Genomic DNA, 22,344 nt, shown 5'->3' with positions numbered 1-22,344 from the left:
CTAATTAATAATGACTTCGAATGCAATATAGATTTTAGGTGAACAAATGGGATTTGATAAAACTCTTTTACTTGGTAAAACCATTTTGATAACGGGTGCAGGTAAAGGGATTGGTAAATCATGCGTACAAAAGTGTGTAGATGCGGGTGCAAATATAATTGCTGTGGCGCGTACAAAACACGATTTGGAGCAGCTCAAGCAATATGCTCCTTCGCAAATAGAAATCTGGCCGCTTGATATAAACAGTGATGCTTTTTATGAGCGTTTACGCGGACTTTCTAAATTAGACGGTTTACTTAACAACGCAGGTATTAACCGTGTTGCGCCAATGCTTGAGCAAACCGATGAGAACATTGACGATGTTATTTCAATGAATATTCGCAGTGTTTATCGAATAAGCCAAGCGGCATTACCGGCCTTAATTAACTCTGGTGCCGGTGCTGTGGTTAATATGTCATCGCAAATGGGATTTGTAGGCTCGCCTAATCGCACTTTGTATTGCATGAGTAAACATGCAGTAGAGGGGTTAACAAAGGCGCTGGCAGTTGAGCTTGCAACGCAAAATGTACGTGTTAATACCGTTGCTCCTACGTTTGTTGAAACGCCAATGACTAAGCCCATGCTTGAAAATCCCGATTTCAAAAAATTTGTTTATGACATGATCCCAATGAAAAAAATTGCTCAAACGGATGATGTCGCAAATGCTTGTGTATTTTTACTGAGTGAACTGTCAGCAATGATCACAGGAACAAGTATAAAAATTGATGGCGGCTGGACCGCTCAGTAATTAATTTAGGAGAGAATAATGAGTTTATTTGCAGATCGCTTAGTACGATACGATGATTTAATTCCGTGTAAGAACGCCTTTATTGATACGCGATCGCCCGGTAGTGATCAAAAAGAAAATTTTACTATTATAGGTCCAGGTGTTGCAGAGAACCCTAATCAGCACGTGCATATTTCCATACCTCATGGGTTTAATATTGGTGGTGCTCGTCAACCTGCTGGGTGCTTAAACTCGCAGCATAGCCACTTAACAGAAGAAATATTTGTTGTACACAGTGGAACATGGGCATTTTATACCGGTGTAGATGGTAAAGATGCTAAGGTAATTTTAAATGAAGGCGATATTATTTCGATTCCTTTAGATATTTTTAGAGGATTTGAAAACGTAGGTGATGGTATAGGTTACTTGTATGCAGTACTTGGCAGTGACGATCCTGGCAGAGTGCTTTGGGCTCCACAAGTATTTGATATGGCAAAAGAGTTCGGTCTTATTTTGTTAGAAAATGGCAGCTTAGTAGACACAACGCTCAATGAGAAAATCCCAGATGGGGTAAAACCAATGGCTGTTACAAGTAGTGATCAAATAGCGCAGCACCGAGTAATAACAGACGAAGAGCTTGCGCAAACAGTGGTCAAGGCACGAGATTTTAATTGGAACAAGCACTCTTACTTAAGCCAATCCGAAGGTGTTTACGAAGCACCGTTAGTTGGTAATTTAAATGCTGATACGCTTATTCAAACGCAATTAAATTGGGCGCATGGATTTAATATATCAGCGTTAAAACTACAGCCAAATGCAAAAATAGCAAAACACATTCGTTTTGAAGAAGAGGTTATTTTTGTTCATCAAGGTAGTTTAACCATTGATTTAGGCGATGAAGTACTAACGCTTACTCAAGGTGATACATTTTCAGTCCCTATTGAACATAGCCGAGCTTTTAGTAATCAAGCGCAAGGTAATTGCATTGTATATGTAACTCGCCGAAATGACTCACCAAAAAACCCGGAGTTTATTTAACTATTTACTCTTTAAATAAATAGTCAGTTATAGTTCAAACTTACGTTAACAAGCTAGCACTAAAGCTGGATTAAATGTTAGCCAAAGTTTGAGCTAATTATTATGTGCTTTATATTTTTAATTCGTAGATTCATTTAAAGAATATTGTTACTCAATTAATGTTAATAGAGCCCGTTATGTTTTTAACAAAATAATATTTTAAAACGTTAACTCATTCTTTTAAGAACTTTATCGCCAACTTTACAAAAATGGTAGTAATCAGGAAGCTCTTGAAATTTAGCATGTATAAAAGCTGATTCAGAAGAGCATCGGTCAGCTTGTTGCACAATATGCTCAATTGCATATCTCGCTTTATAGCCAGATGGCTTGGCAGCTAATAAACTGCTTAATAACTCAAGCAATTGCCTATTCCGACTGCCTAGCTTCGCTAAAGGTTCAGCTAAGATAGCAAAGTTATAACCTTCGTGTGGTCCTGGTATATAGCGATCGTTGGCTTGATGTAGCATGACAAATATTTTACCAATATCATGAAATAAGCCAGCTACTAATGCAGCTTGGCATTCAATGCTGGAATGATTTAAGTGCTTGGCGTTATTAAATGCAATTTCAGCTACCTCTATACTGTGCTCAAACAACCCATGAGTATAAGAATGATGGTGGTTTAGGCTAGCCGGTGCTTGTATGAATTTTTGTAGAGTGCTTTGTTTAGTTAAAATAAAATCAATAAAAGGCTGCAACTCACTGCATGTGACGAAGCTAAGTAGCTTAAAAAATCGTGCTATTAAATGCTCATTTGTATTATTTATCATCGAAGTTAAATTAAGGTACTGCTGTTCGTTACATTGAGAAAGTATAGGCTCTATATCACAAACAACATGATTACCCATTATATCGTGAGTTAACTGAAATTGAGCTAAGCCAGACACTATTTGGCATTTTCTAGCAATATCAGCAGATGTAATAGCGTAAATTACTTGCTTACTTATCAATAGCTCACAATTGGCTGTTGGCAAAGTACCATTAATATGTAAATTTTTTAACCAACCATAGATATAGTTATTCATAAGTAGCCTCTTCTTCAATGTTGGCATTTAGAAGTAGGCGATCAAAAGCACTACCATCTTGTCGAGTATTGTTTGGAACATAACGGCTATAAACTTCAAATAGCATTTTAGTCGTGCTGTGACCCATTTGTTTAGCTATCCATTCAGGATTTTCACCAGCAGAAAGCCATAAAGTTGCGCATGTATGCCTCGTTTGATAAGGGCGTCTCCTCTTTAAAGAGAGCTCTTCTAGCGTTGGATACCATACCCTTTTAGTTATATTTCGATGGTCAAGAGGGTTACCTTTTTTATTACAAAAAACATAAGTGTTCTTACCTGTTATTTTGAATTGTGTTTTTAATGCATCAACAACAACTTTAGACAGCTGGATATTTCTATATGATGTGGCTGTTTTAGGTGTCTCAACATTGCCATCAACTAAGGTTTCATGAATAGTAATTTCATTTCGATCAAAGTTAACGTATTCCCACTTGAGGCCATCAATCTCTGCTGTTCGTATCGCAGTAAAAAAGCGAACGGTATAATAATTACGAAAATCACTTCTTACATACTTAAGAAATTGCTGAACTTCCTTGAGTGAAAAAGGTTCTATCTTGGTTTTAACTACTTTTAGTGGTTTTATATTGTTAAAAGGAGTTTGAAAATCATAACGTAATGACGCTTCTTTAAGTATGCCTCTAAGAGGTGTCATAACATGATTGATCCAATCATTACTTAATTGTTTTTTACTACTACGCTTAGGCTCTAATATGCCCGCGCGATATTTAATAATATGAGCACGACTTATTTCATCAAGATTAAACTTGCCAAATTCAGGAATTAAATAACGCTCAAAGATCATAGACACATTTTTAAAATGACTAATTTTCCAATGAATTTTACTTTCTTCTAGCCACTCATAAGCAAATGCCTCGAAGTTAGGTACATTCTGTAAAATAACATCAGCTTTATTCGTTTCATTGGCTTTTATAGCTTCTATCTGGTCATCAAACAGTTTAAAAGCCTTGCAGCGGTTACTATTCGGAAACATATCTCGGTAAACAAAACGATCGAGCATAATTTGAATTTCAATATTCTCTAGAACTTTCTCAAGTTTGATACGATTAGCTCTTGTATCCTTAAGTAAGGTCTGCTCACGACATCGTATATTTTGATAATAAAAATCAAAAAACAACTTATCGTTTCGGCTTCTTACACTAGCCATAACATACACCTCCACTTGCGAGAGGAATGACAAATTCGCGTTCAACTTTAGACGTGGTGTTGTACATTTCTTCCATTACACTTTCTAAAAGGTAAAGTATTTTTCTTGATCCAAAAGGTCTAATGTAATGCTCACCCTCAAAAAAAACATTGTCTTTCAACTTACGGTTAATGTAATCTGGGCTGAACTTAATAAAGCTTGAAAGTTCTTTAGCAGAAAGCAAAGTAAATTCATTTTTAATCATAAAAGTATCCTCACAAGAAACTAAAATGATTAAATCATACGCAAAGTATCCTGTAAAGAAACTTTTTTAAATGGTTGGTTGTATTAAAATGATTGTTTATAACTTAAAGGAATTAATCGCAGTTAAGTCATTGAAAGAGGGACGTAAAATTACCTTAGATGAAGTTGCAAATGCCGCAGGAGTAAATAAAGCCGCTATGTCAAAAATGGCTAATAACAATAATTACTCAACAACTACGCGTACTTTGGATGCATTATGTGCTTACTTCGATTGCAAAATAGAAGAAATAATAATTTATAAAAAATAGCTGCAATTCGAATTACTCTTCTTATTTTATTGCATAGTTTTGTCTTGCTATAAAAATATCCATGTTTAGTATGGCTTGTTCAGTTTCCCTCAAAATAACTACAGCGTAAGTTATTATAGCGGCTTGTAGAAAGATAAAAAAGTTGATGAAAAGCTCTTTGGTGACTTTAACAGTATAATTAAGAAATAATTTTTTAGAGAATTTTCAAATGAATATTGCTATTAATTACCTTTAATCAGTGCGTTGAATATAAAGTTAAGTCTCTAATGATGTTAATTGTTACCGGCATTTCTTTGGCTTTTTAAGTGAATCATAACGCTAATGGAAAATTAATTTTATCTAAGCACAACATTGAATATCATTTTAAAAAATATGCTAACTAAGCTTTAATTAAACACGATAAAACTATAGGTGAGAGATCATATAATTAGCAATTAAATTTATTTAAGCTCAATCAGCTAAATATGAGTTATGTATAAATGTCGTGAAATTAAATAATTGAGATGACTTCACAAGCTTGCGATCTTCTTTAATCAATTTTTTAATTTAATATTAAAGACCTTAAAACACATAAGGTCTAAATAATGTTAATAATGCAGCAAGCAACTCATTCGATTTCTATTACCAATTTTGAATTTATTAAATCAACTTCCCCAGAGTTATTTCGTTTAGCAAACGAAATGGAATATTATTACTCGGCTGACCATAGTTGCGCCTTACTTAAAGCTCGCTTATTTGCTGAGGTTTGGTGCCATCAAACAGCACAGTTTTTTAATTTAAAATTAGCAAAAAACTCGGATCTGAATCAAAAAATAAATCAGTTAAAGTTATTGTCTACGGTTCCAATTTACATTATAGATGAGTTAAATCTCATAAGAACTAATACTAATCACGGGGTTCATGCATCTCAGGAATGGCAAGGAACTTGGCACTCAGTTGTCAGTTGCAGTCGAACGCAGGTTAAGCAAACACTCAAAGCTGCTTTTGAATTAGCTCAATTTTATTACTTTAATTTAGCAAATGAGCAAGGAGAGCAGGCAATATGGCAAGAGCCTGTTTTAGAGGATACAGTTTCTAATGTTAACCTTGCTTTAAATGGTTGCCCCCAAGCAAATTTAGCAATTGCCGAGCAAGCGTATTCGCAATTACTTTCAATAAAAAATCAAATATCTACTTTAAGTAATACTGCAGATAAAAAAGCGTATAACACATTAAATAAAAAAGATTTAGAGTATTGGTTATCTCGAGCGCATTCATTAAATGCTTCCGGTACGTGGCAGCTATATGCACAAGCATACGAGCAAAAATTTTTAGAAGAATCTAAAGCTATAAATGCAGAGTATTGTTATAAACAGGCTATAAAAAAATGCACTACGGGTGAATCATACTTTTTATATGCTAATTATTTAAGTGTAATAGGTCAGTCTAAAAGGGCATGGATTCTTTGTGAGGAGTCTGCAAAGCGTGGTTATCATCAAGCTATTGTTGCTTTGCAGAAAAAACACTATAGATCAGATGATAGTATTTATAATAATTGGGTTAAGCAGGGGGTTGAGCACAAGGAAATCAACTCATTTACCATAGATGCAGCAAGTAAACTCGAATTATGGCTAACAAATAAAGATAACGAATTGGCAAAAAAACGAGCGCGTACAGCGCTAATTACAGCTCAAGCAATGCAAGCACCTGGCTATCAATATTTAAAAGCATTTTGTGATTACTTTGGCTACTGGGGTAAAACGCCAAAATTAAATGTAGTTAGCGAACTTATTAATAATTATAAAAACTTGCCGAGTACAGTGTATTATCAAACTCGGTTATTTAGCATATTAAAAGAGCACACCAAACATAGAGTAACCGCTATAGAGATTGGCTGTGTCGCAATAAAGTTAGAAAAAAATATTAAACTAAAAGCACAAATTCAGTTTGAAATAGCAATGCTGATGAAAGAAGAACTAGCAAGCTGTGGCAAAGTAAAATGTAGCTTTGGGTTAAAAGCGTTAATAAAAGAGTCGGCCCAATTAGGAAACGAAAAAGCTAAACAATTTTTAAAGCTCCCTGTAGGCAAGGCACTAATGCGCGATAATTCTTTTGTTACTCATACAACAACATTTAAACAACCTAATCGAAAAAAGCAAAAAACAGCTAAAAAACAGGCTAAAAAAGCAAACAAAAAATAGTTATACCAAAATAGAGTTAACTTTAAATAGGTGTAACTTATTTAAAGTTAACAAAATGAGGCTTAAAAACACAATATAAATTAATTAACTCAATAACATAAGTACTTCTAGTTTCACTTAAGCGGCCTTTGGGATAAGATATAGCAATCTCATACAAAAGGATTCTTGATGAAACACATTCTACTAATAGTTACTGGTGCAAGCCCACAAGTATTAACCGAAACTCTTTTTGCACTTTATCAGCAGGGTAAGCCTATTCCCGAAGAGATTTTTGTTATTACTACAAAAAGCACAAAGACTATGCTTACTGATGGATTATTTGAGCAAGGTCATTTAGCTAAATTAATAGCAGATTATAAACTTCCCAACATTAAACTTCCCGATGAAAATATATGGCTAATAGAAGATGACAAAGGCCAACCTATTAATGATGCCAAATCTGAAATAGAACAAACTTACATGGCCGACTTTATTACTCGTAAAGTGTTTGAACTTACCAATAAAAACGATATTAGTATTCATGCATCCATTGCGGGTGGACGTAAAACAATGGCGTTTTATTTAGGCTATGCCATGTCATTATTAGGCCGTGAGCAAGATTCGCTCAGTCATGTATTTGTGAATAACGAATTTGAATTTGTTAGAGACTTTTACTACCCAACACCTTATGACCACATTATTGATGGTAAAAATGGCACGCAGGTCAATTGTATTAATGCAAAGGTAACTCTTGCTGAGATCCCATTTGTGCGAATGCGACAATCTATCGACGAAACCCTCATTGCCAATATGCAAAGTGCATCATTTAGCCAAACAGTAGCAAGCTTAAATTCAGCTCATAAAAAAGATTTAACTCTTGAAGTAAACGCAAAAGCAAAAACGCTCACCTTTGCAGGTATCGAAATTAAACTTACCGCAAAAGAAACCGCCTTTTATTTATGGTTAAACCAATACAGCCAAAGTGAACATAAAAAGCTAGTTGTGGGTCGTGATTTTGAAGAGTCTTTGCGTTACAGCAAAGAATATCTCATGCTTTTACAGCAAAATAGTAGTGATTTACGTATATTCCGCGATACGTTTGGCATAGAGCCCGAAGATTTTAGAGATGGTTTGCATAGTAATTTAAAGGTAATGGAAAAAACCTTTGTGCAGCAAACTTGCAGCCGCATAAAGAGTAAAATAAATAAGGTGTTACCCAACGAGCTTGCTAAAAAAATAGCGATTGACTCCAATAACCAAAGCTTTGAAACAAGCTACTGGTTAAGTGCAGTAACACACAATATAAAAATAAATATAACGGCTTAATACTCGCAAGCTTGCAAACGCATAAAAATAATAACGCATGGTAAATTAGTTGATAAGGAAGTAATCAGGAATGAAGCAATCAATGAACTTTGAACACATTCAGTCTAAGTGGCCAGAGCTACACCAGTTAGCCGCTTTTGCAGAAGACTATGCGATTACCGATCCGCAAAGCTCATTGGTTAAGCTGCGTTGCTTTGCCGAAAAAGTAGTCGGCTACTTATATAAAGAACTTAGCTTACCTGCTTTACCCACTTCTAATATTTTTGATAAACTCATCGCCGACGACTTTACCAGCGCAGTGCCGCGTTTAATTACCGATAAACTACACGCCATACGTAAAAGTGGTAACCAAGCGGCCCACGAAGGCAAAGTAGATCAACATCAAGCCATTTGGATATTAAAAGAAAGCTACTTTGTAGCCTCTTATTTGTTTATGGCTTATGCCAATGGCACGCAACAAGAATGCCCAGAGTTTAAAGCGCCTGAGCAAACGCAGCCAAACAATCAAAGTGATGCCGAGTTTGCTAAAAAGAACAAACAACTCACCAAACAATTAGCCGAAAACCAAGTCCGTTTAAAACGCGCACTTGACGAACTAGAAGCCGCAGAGCTTGCGCAAAAACAAGCACAACTTCAGGCTGCAAAATTAAAGCAAGCGATTGATCAAGAAAAGCTTACACAGGTGCAAACCCGTAATGAGCAAATAATTAACTCAAGTTTTAACTTTAACGAAGACGAAACCCGTAAACGTATTATCGATTTAGACTTACGTAATGCAGGGTGGCACGTAGCACTTGACGACGAATCAACAGAAGATGTAGGCAAAGAAGTAAAAGTATCAGACCAACCTACAACAACAGGCGTAGGCTATGTTGATTACGTATTATGGGATGACGACGGTAAACCACTTGCGGTAATAGAGGCAAAACGCACCCGCGAAAATATCGAAAAAGGCCGCCAGCAAGCAACGCTTTATGCCAACGCGCTCGAAAAGCAATTTGGGCAACGCCCCGTTATTTTTTATTCAAACGGCTGGGATATAAAAATTCTCGACGACGCGCAAGGTTATAACAGCCGAGGTTTATACGGTTACTACTCAAAAGATTCCCTGCAGTACTTAATAAAGCAGCGCACGCTCAAAAAAGAGCTAAACACCACGCCAATAGATACCGCAGTGGCAGGGCGTTTGTATCAAATGGAAACCATAACCCGTGTGTGTGAGCGTTTTAGCGACAAACACCGCAAAGCGCTTATTGTGCAAGCAACCGGCACAGGTAAAACACGCGTATCTATCGCCCTTGCCAAACGGCTGCTAGATGCAGGTTGGGCTAAGCGCGTACTGTTTTTATGTGACCGAAAAGAACTACGTAAACAAGCGGGTAATGCCTTTACCGAACATACCAAAGAGCCAGTACACATTGTAGGCAAAAGCGCTAAAAACACCGCAGCCAGTGCGCGGGTATTTATAGCAACCTACCCAGGCATGCTGCGCATAATGAACAAGTACGACGTAGGCCACTTTGACCTAATAGTAGCTGATGAATCGCATCGTTCAATTTACAATATTTATGGTGATATTTTTAAATACTTTGACGCGCTAGAAGTGGGCTTAACCGCCACACCGGTTGAAATGGTATCGCGCTCAACCTGTGACTTGTTTAGCTGTGATTACAAACTGCCAACAGCCAATTACCCACTTGAAGACGCTATAGAACAAGGTAACTTAGTGCCTTACAAAATTGTAAGTTACACCACCCAATTTTTACGCGAGGGCATTAAAAAAGACAACCTAACTGATGAGCAAATAGCCCAACTAGAAGAGCAAGGGATTGATCCTAACGAGCTCGACTTTGACGCCAAACAAATAGACGAAGCCATTAAAAATAAAGACACCAACAGGCTAATACTACGTAATTTAATGGAAAAAGGTCTGCGCGATAAAGACGGCCAGCTCCCAGGTAAAACAATAGTATTTGCCCGTAACATAGCCCACGCCGAATTAATGGCGCAGTTATTTAGTGAACTTTACCCGCAGCATGGCGCTAATTTTTGCCGCGTAATTCACTCAAAGTACGAACGCGCTGAAGAGCTAATAGACGACTTTAAATCAAGCGACGAAAACAGCGTACGCATAGCTGTATCTGTCGATATGCTCGACACCGGCATAGACGTACCTGAATGTGTAAACCTCGTATTTGCAAAACCAATAAAATCAAAAGTAAAATTTTGGCAAATGATTGGCCGTGGCACACGCTTATGCGAAAACCTCTATGGCCCAGGTAAGCACAAAACTCACTTTTTAATATTCGACCACTGGGCAAATTTTGAATACTTTGACGAAAATCCAGAAGAAGAAGACGTAAAACAAGCTAAATCACTACTACAAAAGCTATATGAAGCGCGGGTAACTCTTGCACAAACCGCCCTTAAAAAAGCCAATATGGATGTGTTTGACCAAACAATAAAATTAATTCACGACGATATTTGTTTACTGCCAATGGAATCAATATCGGTGCGCGACAACTGGCAAGTGGTCGAAACCTTTAAAGACCTAAAACGCCTTAATCAGTTTATCCCTGATGATGTACAAAAGTTACTAGAAGAAGTAGCGCCGCTTATGCAATGGCGTAACATAATGGGGCAAAGTGAAGCCTATAAATTTGATTCTGAGCTAACCACCATTCAAACGCTGTTACTTACCGACTCCAGCCAAATTGATTTAGCCAAACAAAATGTAATGAATAAAGTTGAATCGCTTCAAATGCATTTAAACGAAGTGCGTAGCAAAGCACCTGCAATAGCAGAAGTACAAACCGAGCAATATTGGCAGTATTTAACCCATGCAGCGCTTGAGCAAAGCCGCATTAATTTACGCAGTATTATACACCTGCGTAATAAAGACATAACACCGCCAAAAAGTGACTTTGTGCTTGATATAAAAGAAGATACAAACCAAATACACGAAGCCGATAGGCTTACAAAAATAGTCTCTATTGATTATCAAATATACCGCCAAGAGGTTGAAAAAACACTCACCCCGTTGTTTGAAACCGACAGCGTACTTAAAAAAATCCGCAATGGCGAACAAGTAACCGAAGCCGACTTGGCGCAATTAAGCTCGTTAGTGCATACGCAAAATCCAAGTGTTGATTTAAATACATTAAAAGAGTTTTTTCCCGAATCAACCGCGACGCTTGATAAAATATTGCGTACCATAGTCGGCATGGATAAAAACGCCATAGAGCAGAGCTTTACTACCTTTGTGCAGCAAATACACACCCATGTAAATGCCAAACAACAGCGCTTTATTGGTATGTTAAAAAACCACCTAATTCGCCACGGCTCTATTGAAATAGCCCAGCTTTACGATGCGCCTTTTACCCAAATACACGACATGGGGCTCGATGGCGTATTTAGCCAGCAACAAGCCGACGTAATCGAGCAATTTATTAAGCAGTTTGATGTAAAACTAGGCGACAAAGCCCAAAGCGTTGAAAAGCAAATACACCTTTAATTTTATAAGCGCGTAATTAGTACGCGTTTAAACAGCACTAAATAGGATACACATTAATGATAACCGGACCTTTAAAAAGTAAAATAGACAAACTATGGGAAGAATTTTGGACCGGCGGTATCACTAACCCGCTAACCGTAGTAGAGCAAATTACTTTTTTAATGTACGCCCGTATGCTCGACATGAACGAGCAAGCCGACGAAAAACGAAGTGCCCGTACTAAGCAGCCATTTAACCGCCGCTTTAACGATAGCGAGCAGCATATTCGTTGGCAAAACCTGCGCCATTTAGGCTCAGAAGAGTTATACAAACTAGTTAAAGATGAGCTGTTTCCGTTTTTTTCAAAAACCTCAGACGACGTATCGCCAGAAGGCGCGGTATTTAACGAGTTTATGAAAGACGCGCAATTAATGATTCAAAAGCAAAGCTTGTTGGTAAAAGCCGTTGAAATGGTAAACGACCTACCGCTTGAAAACTCAGACACCAAAGGCGATTTGTACGAATACCTATTAAGTAAACTCACCACCGCAGGCATTAACGGCCAGTTTAGAACGCCGCGCCACATTATACGCGCTATGGTCGAAATGATGGACCCAAGCACCACCAGCCAAATTTGTGACCCATCTACCGGCACCGGTGGCTTTTTGTCGGTAAGTTACGAATACCTATTACAAAAATACACATCAGCCGAGGGCATCGAGCGCGAACCAGTACTTGACGTAAATGGTAATATACAGCTTGATGACAGCGGCAAACCGCTTGAAAACCTTCTCTACTCAGGCGATTTAATAACCCCAGAGCAGCGCAACCACATAGATACAAACATGTTCAACGGCTTTGATTTTGACGCTACTATGCTACGCGTAGCCGCCATGAACTTAGTAATGCACGGTATTAAACAACCGGGCATTCATTATCAAGATACCCTAAGCCAAAACTTTAAAGATCACTACCCGCAAAAGGCCAAAGAAGGCTTTGACATAATACTCGCCAACCCGCCATTTAAAGGCAGCCTAGACGAAGAAGACGTGTGCCCCGAGTTATTACGCAAAGTAAAAACTAAAAAAACCGAGCTGCTATTTGTTGCCCTTATAGAACGCATGCTAAAAGTGGGCGGGCAGTCGGCCACTATCGTGCCCGATGGCGTATTATTTGGCTCATCAAAAGCGCACGTACAACTGCGCCAAATGCTGGTAGATAACAACCAGCTAGAAGCGGTAATTTCACTGCCAAGCGGCGTGTTTAAACCCTACGCTGGCGTTTCAACGGCAATACTCATATTCACCAAAGGTGGTAGCACTGACCACGTATGGTTTTACGACGTACAAGCCGATGGCTTTAGCCTTGACGATAAGCGCACCTCAATAAAAGCCAACGACTTACCCAGCCTAATCAGCGAATTTAAAGCCCGTGATAAAGCAGCCGCGACAAGTGATGCTAACGATCGCGTTATATCAGGTAAGAAAAAGCATTTCTGGGTCAGTAAAGACGACATAGCCAGCAACAAATACGACCTGTCAATCAACCGATACAAAGAAGTGGTATACGAAGAAGAAACATACGATCCGCCAAAAGAAATATTAGGCAAATTAGTGAGCTTAGAAAATGAAATACTCGCTGATTTAAAAGAGCTGGAGGGTATGCTGTGAGCTTTTTTGGAAATCAAAGTAATTGGCAATTGCGATCTCTAAAAGAAATAGCGACTCTAAAAAGAGGATATGATCTCCCAACTAAACTCAGAACTGCTGGAAAGGTACCTATTTATGCTGCTAATGGTCAAAATGGCAGTCATAATGAGGCAAAAATAAAAGGACCAGGAGTTATAACAGGTAGGTCAGGAACTATTGGCAAGGTTCATTATACGAACACTGATTATTGGCCACTAAATACATCATTATACGTGACTAATTTCCATGGGAATGATCCCAAATGGGTTTTTTACATGTTAAAAGCTTTCCAATTAGAACGCTTTGTTGAAGGGGCTGGTGTACCAACACTTAACCGAAACTTGGTTCATGATGAGCTTATCCCACTACCGCCACTACACGAGCAAAAACGAATCGCCGCGATTTTAGATAAAGCCGACACCATCCGCCGAAAACGCCAACAAGCCATCCAACTCGCCGATGACTTCCTACGCAGTGTCTTCTTAGACATGTTCGGAGATCCTGTCACCAACCCGAAGGGCTGGGAATTGAAGCCTCTCGCCTCTTTGTGCAGAAAGATTACAGATGGCACTCATCATTCACCGCCTATAGTTGAAAAAGGCGTGCCTTACGTAACAGCAAAACATTTGAAGAAAACAGGGTTAGAATTTCATGCTAAACCTTGGTACGTGTCGGAAGAAGAACATAAAAAAATATTCTCTAGGTGCAATCCTGAAAAAAATGATGTTCTCTACATTAAAGATGGCGCAACGACGGGCCTTGCTGCAATAAATGAATATGGCTTTGAGTTCAGTATGCTTTCAAGTTTGGCTCTCTTAAAGCCAAATTTTGAATTAGTTAACTCAGAGTTTTTATGCATGTTTTTGAATCATCCAAGAACAAAATTAGTTTTAACTGCGAATATGGCAGGTGCAGCTATTACAAGACTCACATTAGCGAAGATCAAAGATGTACAAGTACCTTTACCCGACATAAATACTCAGGAAAAGTTCAAAGAAGTATATCTCTCTGTAAGGGCTCTTTCGAATAAGGTTAAAGCAAGTGATGGATTGAGTGAGCAAGAATTTAACTCTCTAAGCCAAAAAGCCTTTGCTGGCCAGTTATAACAAAAAATAAGTAATACCCAATAAACTAAGGGAGTAGTAAATATGTTGGATTTTATGCCATCGGAGCATTGGTTGATACCGCAATCTGTATTGGGGGTATCGTTTTGGCTTGCATTAATAGCCGTGTTTGTTGTTGCTTTGATCTCGATTATTGTACTTACGATCAAGAGCAATAGTCGAGTAAAGCAAGTTAGGCACATTATTAATGGTGAATCTATAACCACGCTTTATGATAATAGCTTGGCTATTAGCGAGCGTGCTAAAGTGTCAAAATCTAAAATAGTGTATAGCTTGTGGCATGAATTTGGTGAAAGCTTAGTAAAAGATGATCGCTTACAACGTGTTTATAATACGCTGGACGCGGAGCACTTTTTTAACCATAAAACCCTTTCTGCTGGGCTTACATCTAATCGATTATTAGCGGCTACCCCCTCATTTTTAACCGCAATTGGTGTGTTAGGTACCTTTATGGGCCTCACTATGGGCTTGCGAGATATAAATATTGGCAGTGACGATATAGAAATATTAAAAATTGGCATAAACAGCATGATGAGTGGTGCCGCTTTTGCATTTGTTACCTCTGTATGGGGGGTAGGTTTGAGCTTACTGCTCAACTTTATTGAAAAAATAGCAGAGCGTTTAATCATACGAAATATTACTGCTGTGCAACACCGCATTGATTTTTTATATCCGCGCTTGCCTGCTGAAAAATCACTTGTAGATATTTCTAAAAACACCAGTGATAGCAGTGAGGCTTTAAAGGAATTGCATGAGCGTATTGGTGATAAATTACAGGAGACGATTTCGGGTGTGAGTGACAGCATGCAAGATGCTTTTACTAACGCACTTAATAATGTAATGGCACCTGCTATGCAGTCGTTAGTCAGTAATACCAGCCAACAAACCAGCGGCGTGTTGGAGCATTTAATTAGTAACTTTACTGAGAGCATGCAAGCGGCAGGCAGAGGCCAAGGTGAGCTTATACAAAAGTCGACTGAACAAATGCATGAGGCAGTAAGTAGCCTGAGCGCGCAAATGAGCGCAGTGCTTGAGCAAAGTAGTAAACAAGCTGAGTTAATGGCCCAGCAACAAGCGGGGGCATCATCGCAATTTAACCAGCAACTCGAAGCAATGCTGAGCAAAAGCGAAGAACGCCAACAGCTTATGGAGCAAAAGTTATTTACGGCTATTGAATCTCAACAGCAATCGCAAGCAACACGTGAAGCAAACCATGTAGATAATTTACAGTCGGTATTAGGTGGTTGGTTAACTGAGCAATCGCAAACTCTTAATAAGCTTTCTGACTCTATGAGCCAAGTACAAAGCGCTATGGGCGAATCGAACCGTGGATTTGTTAATGAGCTTTCTAGCCAAAACGAAAAAACAACGGCGCAGCAACAGGCGTTTACTAGTGGCCTTGAAACAAGTTTACAAAGCTTTATGCAAAGCTCTGAGCAGCGCCAAAAGACGCTTGAAGAAACGTTTGGCTCATTAATTAACAGCCAGCAGCTTGAAGCCTCTAAGCGTGACTCAGAATATCGTGAGCAATTACAATCGCAGTTAGGTAAGTGGCTAGCACAACAAGACCAAATGCTTACCTCGATGACTGAGGCAGTAAAACGTACACAAACGCATATGGATTCGGTTATTGCACAGCATAAAGACGTTATAGGGGAGCTTAAAACGGTTGCAGAGTCATCTGCTACAAGTAGCCAAAACCTGAGTAATAGCGCAAACCAAATTGGGGTGTTATCGGGCAATTTATTAAAAGCAACGGAGCTGTTTGATACGCGCTTAGGTGATATGACCGACACAATTAAAGGTATTTCTGCTCAAAACGACGCATTAGCAAGCCACGTAATTGAGCAAGCTAAAGTGCTAAGAGGGCTTGAAACGTCGCTTGTTGCTACAACAGAGCAGTTTGGCAGTACGGCAAAATTAGCTCAAAGCGGCTTTAGCGAAATGAAAACACATCAAATTGAGTTTATACGTGGTGTTGAGGCATCTTTTGAAGGGCTAAGTAATACCTTAGCTAAGCAAGTGTCTGATATTGAAAAGCAAACGAATGAGTGGCTACGCAGCTACTCATCAGAAGTAAATACGCAAGTTAAAGAGCGTATGGAAACATGGAATACCACAACCCTTGAATTTAGTAACCAAATGCTTGGAACAGTACGCACAATTACTAATTTAGTGGATGAATTGGAGCGTAGCTAATGCGAGTATTTAGAAGCAACCAAGTAAGTGTTGATGAAGAAAACCCTTATTGGATGTCGTTTTCGGATATTTTGTCGGGCTTACTTATTTTATTTGTTTTAGCATCTGTTGTGTTAATGGTTGAGCTGATAGAAGCCAAACAAGAACTTGAAAATAAACAACAAGCATTTACCCAAGAGCTAGAAATGCTGCACAAAGCCGAAGAAGTACGTAAAACAATTTTAGATGAGGCGGCTGATTTACTGCAAAAACGAGGCATACAAGTCACGGTTAGTGAAAATAAAACTGTATTAAGTATTCCTAACGATATTTTAGGGTTTGATAGCGCAGCGTTTAATATAAGCCCAGAGTTTGAAGGCACTGCACTTGAAATTGGTGAGGTACTTGCTGAGGTTATAAATAAAGAAAACCGTGAGCAATTTCTTGATACTATTTTTATTGAAGGGCACACCGACAGTAAAAACTTTAACGGTATGCTGGGGAAAGGTAATTGGGGCTTATCGACCTTTAGGGCGATTTCGCTGTGGGAGCTTTGGAGTAAGTTACTACCAGACCAACATAATTTAGCGGCTATTAAAAATAAAGATGGCAACAAGCTTTTTTCAGTGAGTGGCTATGCGGCAACACGAAGGATGGTGGCTAAAGAGCTAACAGAAAGTGATTTCAGGTCTAACAGACGAATTGATATTCGCTTTACTATTCGCAGACCCACTAGTGCAGAATATGAAACGGTAAGAAGCCGTTTGGAGATGCCTTAATTATGTTGCTTTTACCTCCTATTCCAGAGCTTGCTCAGTTTAACTGGGAGCGTATTACACAGCAGTGGGATAGCCTGACTTTACAAACAAAGAAAATTGCTGATGGTGCGGGACAAGGCGAAGAATTTAAAGCCCTTGAGCAACAGGTAAGGCAATGTGTATTAAGTAAGAATATTCCCCAATTAAAAAATATGCTGCTTAAACGCAAAGGTGTGCGTGTTTTAACTCAGTTATGGATTGATAAAGAAGACGTAAGAAAAAACTCGTTAAACGAAGAAACAATAGATTACATTCAAGCTAAACATCCCAAACTTGGTATGTCGTCGTTAATGAATTTAATTTCGTTAGTTTATCGTTATTTTGATGCACTGGTTGATGGCAATATTTTTAACAGATTAACGCAGTGGCTTAAACAGCAAATAGAGCAACGTTTAAAAGATCGCAAAAATACAAGTGACACAATTTTGTCTGTGCTTAATCAAGCTAAATGGCTGTTTGATTTAACAGCTCCTAAGGCTTTGGTTAACCTTGCCAAACAAAACCACTTAGACTTAAACGAACAATTAAAAAAACTACGCTTAAACGAGCTGCCGCAAGGGCGCTTTTTAGATATTTGCCATGCACAATATTACTTAGACACACTGAAAGAAATTCCCGTTGGTGAGCAACATGATGTGCTGCATGAGCTATTAAAACAAGATGTTGCCACAATGCCTTTTGAAGAAGGTAAACGAATAGGGCACATAGCGCTTGAAATTATTATTGACCGCTCTGCTGGTGCACCAAGTGAAATATGGCAAAACTTTGTACTGAATTTAGCTGGCGATCCGCGTATTGCTAATACAGCTACAAATTACCGCCAGTGGTGGAAGCCCATTGGTGAGAGTAGAGTAAAAGCAGTAACAAGTTGGCTTGCTAGAGAAGACTTGCGGTTATTTTTAGGCGCTATTGAAGAGTACGCAAATTACACCGGCGATGAAGCGTTAAATAGAATGTTCCCCGCACGTAAGCGTTTTTTAGAAGGGCTTTATGAACATGGATTTGTGCGTAATACCCGCTTAATGCTCGGTACTAATGCTGCGAAGACAGTAAAGACTGTATTGGGGAATGACCTTAAAATAAATTATATAAATTTAAGTGGATCTCAAGAAACTCACACTTCTATTATCTATCTAGATTGTGGAGACTTTCACATAGTAGAAGGTTCACATGAGTTTAAACTTTGGGTTTATATGGGCCTACCTAGTGAAAAGCTAATAGATTATTCACTCAGTGAATTTACCCGCTCCGATTTAATACATCGCTTTCCTAAAGATTTTAGAGAACTTTATCCTAATGGTAATTTTAAGGATATAACTCACTCACCTACAACTTGGCAAAACAGGGCCATAGAGTTTTTAACTCAAAACGGTATTGAACTCGATTTAGAAAAACTGTTTTATAAAGACGAATACAGAAGATATATAAGTCGGTATGGATTACCTGTTTTAGGAAGTAAAGAAAAAGTAGAAATAGAAGTAGAAGCAAAAACGGAAGCCACTCAATCGCTGGAGTCTTTAATTTTGCATGTACTAGATGTACATCAACCTATAAATAGTAACTCAATTACTAATATCTTAGCGCAGGAGTTTGAGCTTCGCAAAAGTGTTCACCAGGTAAATTTTGCACTTTACTCTTTACGTACAAAAGGTAGGGTCACTTTAAACTCTGAAGAGTTATGGAGCCGTTTGCTGTAGCCCAATTCAGAGAAAAGCATGAACTTTAGGAATATTAAAAAGGGATTTAAAAATACATGTCACTTGTTAGTTTGATAAAAGGGCTTTTGCCTAATAATAAAAATAGTCATTTAGCGGACGATAAATACTCCTTAGTATATGACTCGTATGGCGTTAATTTTGCCACTAATGAAGCTACATTTCATTGCCTAAACAAAGGTGAGGGTGCAAGTAGTCAGCTTATTCAGCATGTAGTACTTAAAATGCTTGAAGAAAGACATATTGCTGAAACACTACCTAATGGCTTTAGGCTTGATAGTGAGCAAGCATGTTTATTAGACCCCGAAGATGCAGACGTTTTAGGGATACCGCCTTTTTTTAATAACGACTTTGACGTTGATATTCAAGGTAGAACAACTAAAAGTAGCTTTTCGCTGCAGTTATTTGCAAAATTTGAGCAGCAAAAATATCCAGTAAAAAGAAAAGGACCTATACTTTTTTTTAGTGAGCAGACTCAGTATTTAATGACGCCTGAGCAGCTTAATGCAGTTATAGCCGTAGAAGAACATTCGTCGCTTACGCCTGATGACCACACTGAGCTAAATAATGTGTTGGCAGTTGCTAAGTTACAGCAAGCAGCTAAAGATGGGTTAAAACTAGATTTAAAACATTTTGATAAATTTGATTTAGTACAACCAGAACAAATTACAGTAACAGCAAATCAAAAAGTTGATGGTAGCCTAGAGCTTAGCCCTAGCTTTGGTGATAGATCGTCATCAGAAGACTTACAAAATCGCTTAGCTCAGTTACAGGGCGATGGGCAAGTAATGCGAATAAAAGACCGCATTGTTTTACTTACTGACGATAAAAAACAAGCTGTTAAAGAAGTACTGCAAAATAGAACCATTCCTGCACACAAAGTCGCAGAATTTATTAAAACCCCTTCAGCTTTTTTAGATGCGTCTATTCTTAATCTCGATCTTGGATTTTCTCTGAGAGTTGCTGGTATTGGCAAAATGGTACACATTCCTTTTGGTCAAGACAGCGATGGCAGTAATGGCTGGTTTTCGACAAATACAGACAGTGAGCCACCAGAGCGCTTAGTTAAGTTGCTTGAATGCGAGGAAGATGTTGTATCGTTTGAGCAAAGTTACCAGCAAGCCAAAGGGCAAAATGCAGATAGTGTTGTTGTTGATGATGAGTTAATTGACATACGCGATGAGCAGCGAGTTAGTGAAACACTCGTAGAGGTAAGAGAAAATTTAGCAAACCCTTCTAATGACTCAGATACGCCTGAAGTTGAAGATACTCTGGTTCGTAAAGAGCAAGTTTCTTTGTTACTAAAAGATGCGGAAGAACATAATCAAGACATTGTAAATAAAGTTGCGCAGTTAGACCGAACTATTAGTTTTGACAGAACTAATCTAGCGCGAACACCTTTCCCTCATCAAGAGTCTGGCATTAGCTGGATGATGTCGTTACTTAAGTCAGCGCAATTAGATAACCATGATGATATGTATAGAGTACAGGGGGCTTTACTAGCCGATGATATGGGGCTTGGTAAAACCTATATGACGTTAGTTATGCTGGCTGAGTACTTGTCAATGCAGCAGCAAAGCAATAAATCCGAAAAGCCTATATTAATAGTCGCTCCACTTAGTTTACTGGAAAATTGGGAACAAGAGGTTGAAGCTACTTTTAAAGATTCTCCATTTAGAGATATTAAAGTCCTGCAGTCATCAAGGGATTTGAAAGAGTTTAAAGTTCAAGGGGCTGAACGAGAGTCTATGCAGCTTGCGACGGTAATGAATGATTCGCATGCTGATCATAAATCTATTCGTTACGCTTTGCATGTTGGGGCTGATGCAGCAACAAAGCGTTTAGATATGGATAGACGTGTTGTTATTACGACTTATCAAACGTTACGGGATTACCAATTTTCTTTATGTGTTATTGACTGGGGAATTGTAATATTTGATGAAGCTCAAAATATTAAAAACCCAAATACTCAAGCAACACGTGCAGCTAAAGCACTAAAAGCTGATTTTAAATTACTAGCTACAGGTACTCCTGTTGAAAATAGTTTAAGCGAGTTTTGGTGTTTAATGGATACAGCGCAACCAGGGCTATTAGGCGATTGGGGCTATTTTAGAGAGCGCTGGATTAAGCCAATAAGTAGTGCTAGTGAGGAAGAAAAAGCAGAGGTGCGTTTAGAAGTTGGTAACGATTTACGTAATGCTGCTGGGCAGTTTATGTTACGCCGAACCAAGGAAGACGAGCTAACCGGAATGCCTACTAAAACAATAAAAACAGGTATTCATAAAGACTTGGCTGACAATATGGCATTTGCTCCAGAGTTAGCTCGTAATATGACCGGAGGTCAGTTGCTTGGCTACAACCAAATTGTTGAAGATTATAGAAAGGAGAAAGCAAAAGAGCAGGGCGGCGGCCATGCTTTAACAGTATTACAGCAATTAAGGGCTGTTAGTTTGCATCCAAGGCTTGATGAGGTTTTTAAACAGCCACCTAATAATGCCAAAGAGGCACAGCGTAATTTACAAGAGTCTGAAAAGTTACGCATGTTGTTAGATATATTGTCAGATATAAAAAACAAACAAGAGAAGGTAATTATTTTTGCGACAACTAAAAAGCTCCAGGCTGTTCTTAAAATATGCTTAGACAAAATTTATGAGCTAAACATTCATGTTATTAACGGAGACAGCAAAGCGATTGCTACAAAAAAAGATCAGCTGTCTCGTAAAGGGATGATCACTGACTTTGAAGCAGAAGAAGGCTTTAACGTTATAATTATGTCGCCTGTAGCGGCAGGTGTTGGCTTAACGGTTGTTGGTGCAAACCATGTAGTTCACTTAGAACGCCACTGGAACCCCGCAAAAGAAGCGCAAGCTACAGATCGTGTTTATCGTATTGGTCAAAAAAAGCCTGTGTTTATTCACTTACCCTGCCTTTTACACCCAGAATATGATTCGTTTGATGTAAACCTAGACAAACTACTCGCAAAGAAAACCATGCTAAGGGATGCGGTAGTAACGCCTGAAGTGGTGAGTGAGCATGAGCTAATGTCGTCAATGGGGTTGTGAGGTTAAGTGGCATTAAGGATGAGCTTACTACTTTGCAAGCTTGTGAAATTATGCATTGGAAGTAAAAAGGTAGAATTAGTAAATGAATGAAAATACATGAATTCAAGATTTACTAAGTTAATAAATTTTGAATTTTTATTATTGAATATTAGTTGAGA

At 38.4% G+C, this 22,344-nt stretch carries 15 protein-coding genes; 12 read left to right on the top strand and 3 right to left on the bottom strand.

Annotated features, from left to right (window positions below):
• The first annotated feature begins 46 nt into the window (after positions 1 to 46).
• Complete coding sequence (locus GQR45_RS04550) at positions 47 to 787, top strand: SDR family oxidoreductase (protein WP_165725240.1); 741 nt, start codon at positions 47 to 49, stop codon at positions 785 to 787.
• A gap of 18 nt (positions 788 to 805) precedes the next feature.
• Positions 806 to 1,804 (top strand): cupin domain-containing protein, encoded by a 999-nt coding sequence (locus GQR45_RS04545; RefSeq protein ID WP_165725239.1) that lies wholly within the window; start codon positions 806 to 808, stop codon positions 1,802 to 1,804.
• Between the two features lie 206 nt (positions 1,805 to 2,010).
• On the opposite strand, the gene GQR45_RS04540 is transcribed toward GQR45_RS04545, so the two are convergent.
• The 3 genes from GQR45_RS04540 to GQR45_RS04530 are packed head-to-tail and all read right to left on the bottom strand — an operon-like array spanning position 2,011 to position 4,316.
• A complete protein-coding gene (locus GQR45_RS04540; protein ID WP_165725238.1) occupies positions 2,011 to 2,868 on the bottom strand; it encodes a TraI domain-containing protein in 858 nt (285 codons plus the stop codon).
• The gene (locus GQR45_RS04535; protein WP_165725237.1) at positions 2,861 to 4,072 is read right to left on the bottom strand and encodes a site-specific integrase; all 1,212 of its coding nucleotides are present in this window, start codon (positions 4,070 to 4,072) and stop codon (positions 2,861 to 2,863) included. Before GQR45_RS04535 ends, GQR45_RS04540 begins: the two co-directional genes overlap by 8 nt.
• Positions 4,065 to 4,316 (bottom strand): hypothetical protein, encoded by a 252-nt coding sequence (locus tag GQR45_RS04530; RefSeq protein ID WP_165725236.1) that lies wholly within the window; start codon positions 4,314 to 4,316, stop codon positions 4,065 to 4,067. The genes GQR45_RS04535 and GQR45_RS04530 overlap by 8 nt, the downstream gene beginning before the upstream one ends.
• Positions 4,317 to 4,386: 70 nt before the next feature.
• Here GQR45_RS04530 and GQR45_RS04525 point away from each other — a divergent pair, with 70 nt between their 5' ends.
• The 10 genes from GQR45_RS04525 to GQR45_RS04480 all read left to right on the top strand — a co-directional run bounded on the left by GQR45_RS04525 (position 4,387) and on the right by GQR45_RS04480 (position 22,186).
• Positions 4,387 to 4,623, top strand: a complete 237-nt coding sequence (locus GQR45_RS04525; RefSeq protein ID WP_240920132.1) for a helix-turn-helix transcriptional regulator — start codon at positions 4,387 to 4,389, stop codon at positions 4,621 to 4,623.
• Positions 4,624 to 5,207: 584 nt separating this feature from the next.
• A complete protein-coding gene (locus GQR45_RS04520) occupies positions 5,208 to 6,803 on the top strand; it encodes a hypothetical protein (RefSeq protein ID WP_165725235.1) in 1,596 nt (531 codons plus the stop codon).
• 168 nt (positions 6,804 to 6,971) lie between these two features.
• Positions 6,972 to 8,108, top strand: a complete 1,137-nt coding sequence (gene csm6 / locus GQR45_RS04515; RefSeq protein ID WP_165725234.1) for a CRISPR-associated ring nuclease Csm6 — start codon at positions 6,972 to 6,974, stop codon at positions 8,106 to 8,108.
• 70 nt (positions 8,109 to 8,178) lie between these two features.
• Positions 8,179 to 11,622 (top strand): DEAD/DEAH box helicase family protein, encoded by a 3,444-nt coding sequence (locus GQR45_RS04510; protein WP_165725233.1) that lies wholly within the window; start codon positions 8,179 to 8,181, stop codon positions 11,620 to 11,622.
• Between the two features lie 56 nt (positions 11,623 to 11,678).
• Positions 11,679 to 13,271, top strand: a complete 1,593-nt coding sequence (locus tag GQR45_RS04505; protein WP_165725232.1) for a class I SAM-dependent DNA methyltransferase — start codon at positions 11,679 to 11,681, stop codon at positions 13,269 to 13,271.
• On the top strand, positions 13,268 to 14,395 hold the full coding sequence (locus tag GQR45_RS04500) for a restriction endonuclease subunit S (protein WP_165725231.1): 1,128 nt from the start codon (positions 13,268 to 13,270) through the stop codon (positions 14,393 to 14,395). Before GQR45_RS04505 ends, GQR45_RS04500 begins: the two co-directional genes overlap by 4 nt.
• A gap of 42 nt (positions 14,396 to 14,437) precedes the next feature.
• Positions 14,438 to 16,612: an anti-phage ZorAB system protein ZorA gene (gene zorA, locus GQR45_RS04495; protein WP_165725230.1), complete on the top strand. Its 2,175-nt coding sequence runs from the start codon at positions 14,438 to 14,440 to the stop codon at positions 16,610 to 16,612.
• A complete protein-coding gene (locus tag GQR45_RS04490; RefSeq protein WP_165725229.1) occupies positions 16,612 to 17,370 on the top strand; it encodes an OmpA family protein in 759 nt (252 codons plus the stop codon). The genes zorA and GQR45_RS04490 overlap by 1 nt, the downstream gene beginning before the upstream one ends.
• 2 nt (positions 17,371 to 17,372) lie before the next feature.
• Complete coding sequence (locus GQR45_RS04485; RefSeq protein ID WP_165725228.1) at positions 17,373 to 19,106, top strand: EH signature domain-containing protein; 1,734 nt, start codon at positions 17,373 to 17,375, stop codon at positions 19,104 to 19,106.
• A gap of 56 nt (positions 19,107 to 19,162) precedes the next feature.
• Complete coding sequence (locus GQR45_RS04480; RefSeq protein WP_165725227.1) at positions 19,163 to 22,186, top strand: DEAD/DEAH box helicase; 3,024 nt, start codon at positions 19,163 to 19,165, stop codon at positions 22,184 to 22,186.
• The last annotated feature ends 158 nt before the right edge of the window (positions 22,187 to 22,344 follow it).

This window comes from Pseudoalteromonas sp. SA25, from assembly GCF_011378705.1.
Classification (GTDB): Bacteria; Pseudomonadota; Gammaproteobacteria; order Enterobacterales; family Alteromonadaceae; genus Pseudoalteromonas; species Pseudoalteromonas arctica.
Note: the sequence above shows the minus strand (reverse complement) of the source record. Positions and strands in the feature narration are given on the sequence as shown.

Excerpts from the sequence above, each read along its gene's own strand:
- GQR45_RS04550 (WP_165725240.1), top strand. The coding sequence starts at position 47 with ATGGGATTTGATAAAACTCTTTTACTTGGTAAAACCATTTTGATAACG.
- GQR45_RS04545 (WP_165725239.1), top strand. The coding sequence starts at position 806 with ATGAGTTTATTTGCAGATCGCTTAGTACGATACGATGATTTAATTCCG.
- GQR45_RS04540 (WP_165725238.1), bottom strand. The coding sequence starts at position 2,868 with ATGAATAACTATATCTATGGTTGGTTAAAAAATTTACATATTAATGGT.
- GQR45_RS04535 (WP_165725237.1), bottom strand. The coding sequence starts at position 4,072 with ATGGCTAGTGTAAGAAGCCGAAACGATAAGTTGTTTTTTGATTTTTAT.
- GQR45_RS04530 (WP_165725236.1), bottom strand. The coding sequence starts at position 4,316 with ATGATTAAAAATGAATTTACTTTGCTTTCTGCTAAAGAACTTTCAAGC.
- GQR45_RS04525 (WP_240920132.1), top strand. The coding sequence starts at position 4,387 with ATGGTTGGTTGTATTAAAATGATTGTTTATAACTTAAAGGAATTAATC.
- GQR45_RS04520 (WP_165725235.1), top strand. The coding sequence starts at position 5,208 with ATGTTAATAATGCAGCAAGCAACTCATTCGATTTCTATTACCAATTTT.
- csm6 (WP_165725234.1), top strand. The coding sequence starts at position 6,972 with ATGAAACACATTCTACTAATAGTTACTGGTGCAAGCCCACAAGTATTA.
- GQR45_RS04510 (WP_165725233.1), top strand. The coding sequence starts at position 8,179 with ATGAAGCAATCAATGAACTTTGAACACATTCAGTCTAAGTGGCCAGAG.
- GQR45_RS04505 (WP_165725232.1), top strand. The coding sequence starts at position 11,679 with ATGATAACCGGACCTTTAAAAAGTAAAATAGACAAACTATGGGAAGAA.
- zorA (WP_165725230.1), top strand. The coding sequence starts at position 14,438 with ATGTTGGATTTTATGCCATCGGAGCATTGGTTGATACCGCAATCTGTA.
- GQR45_RS04490 (WP_165725229.1), top strand. The coding sequence starts at position 16,612 with ATGCGAGTATTTAGAAGCAACCAAGTAAGTGTTGATGAAGAAAACCCT.
- GQR45_RS04485 (WP_165725228.1), top strand. The coding sequence starts at position 17,373 with ATGTTGCTTTTACCTCCTATTCCAGAGCTTGCTCAGTTTAACTGGGAG.
- GQR45_RS04480 (WP_165725227.1), top strand. The coding sequence starts at position 19,163 with ATGTCACTTGTTAGTTTGATAAAAGGGCTTTTGCCTAATAATAAAAAT.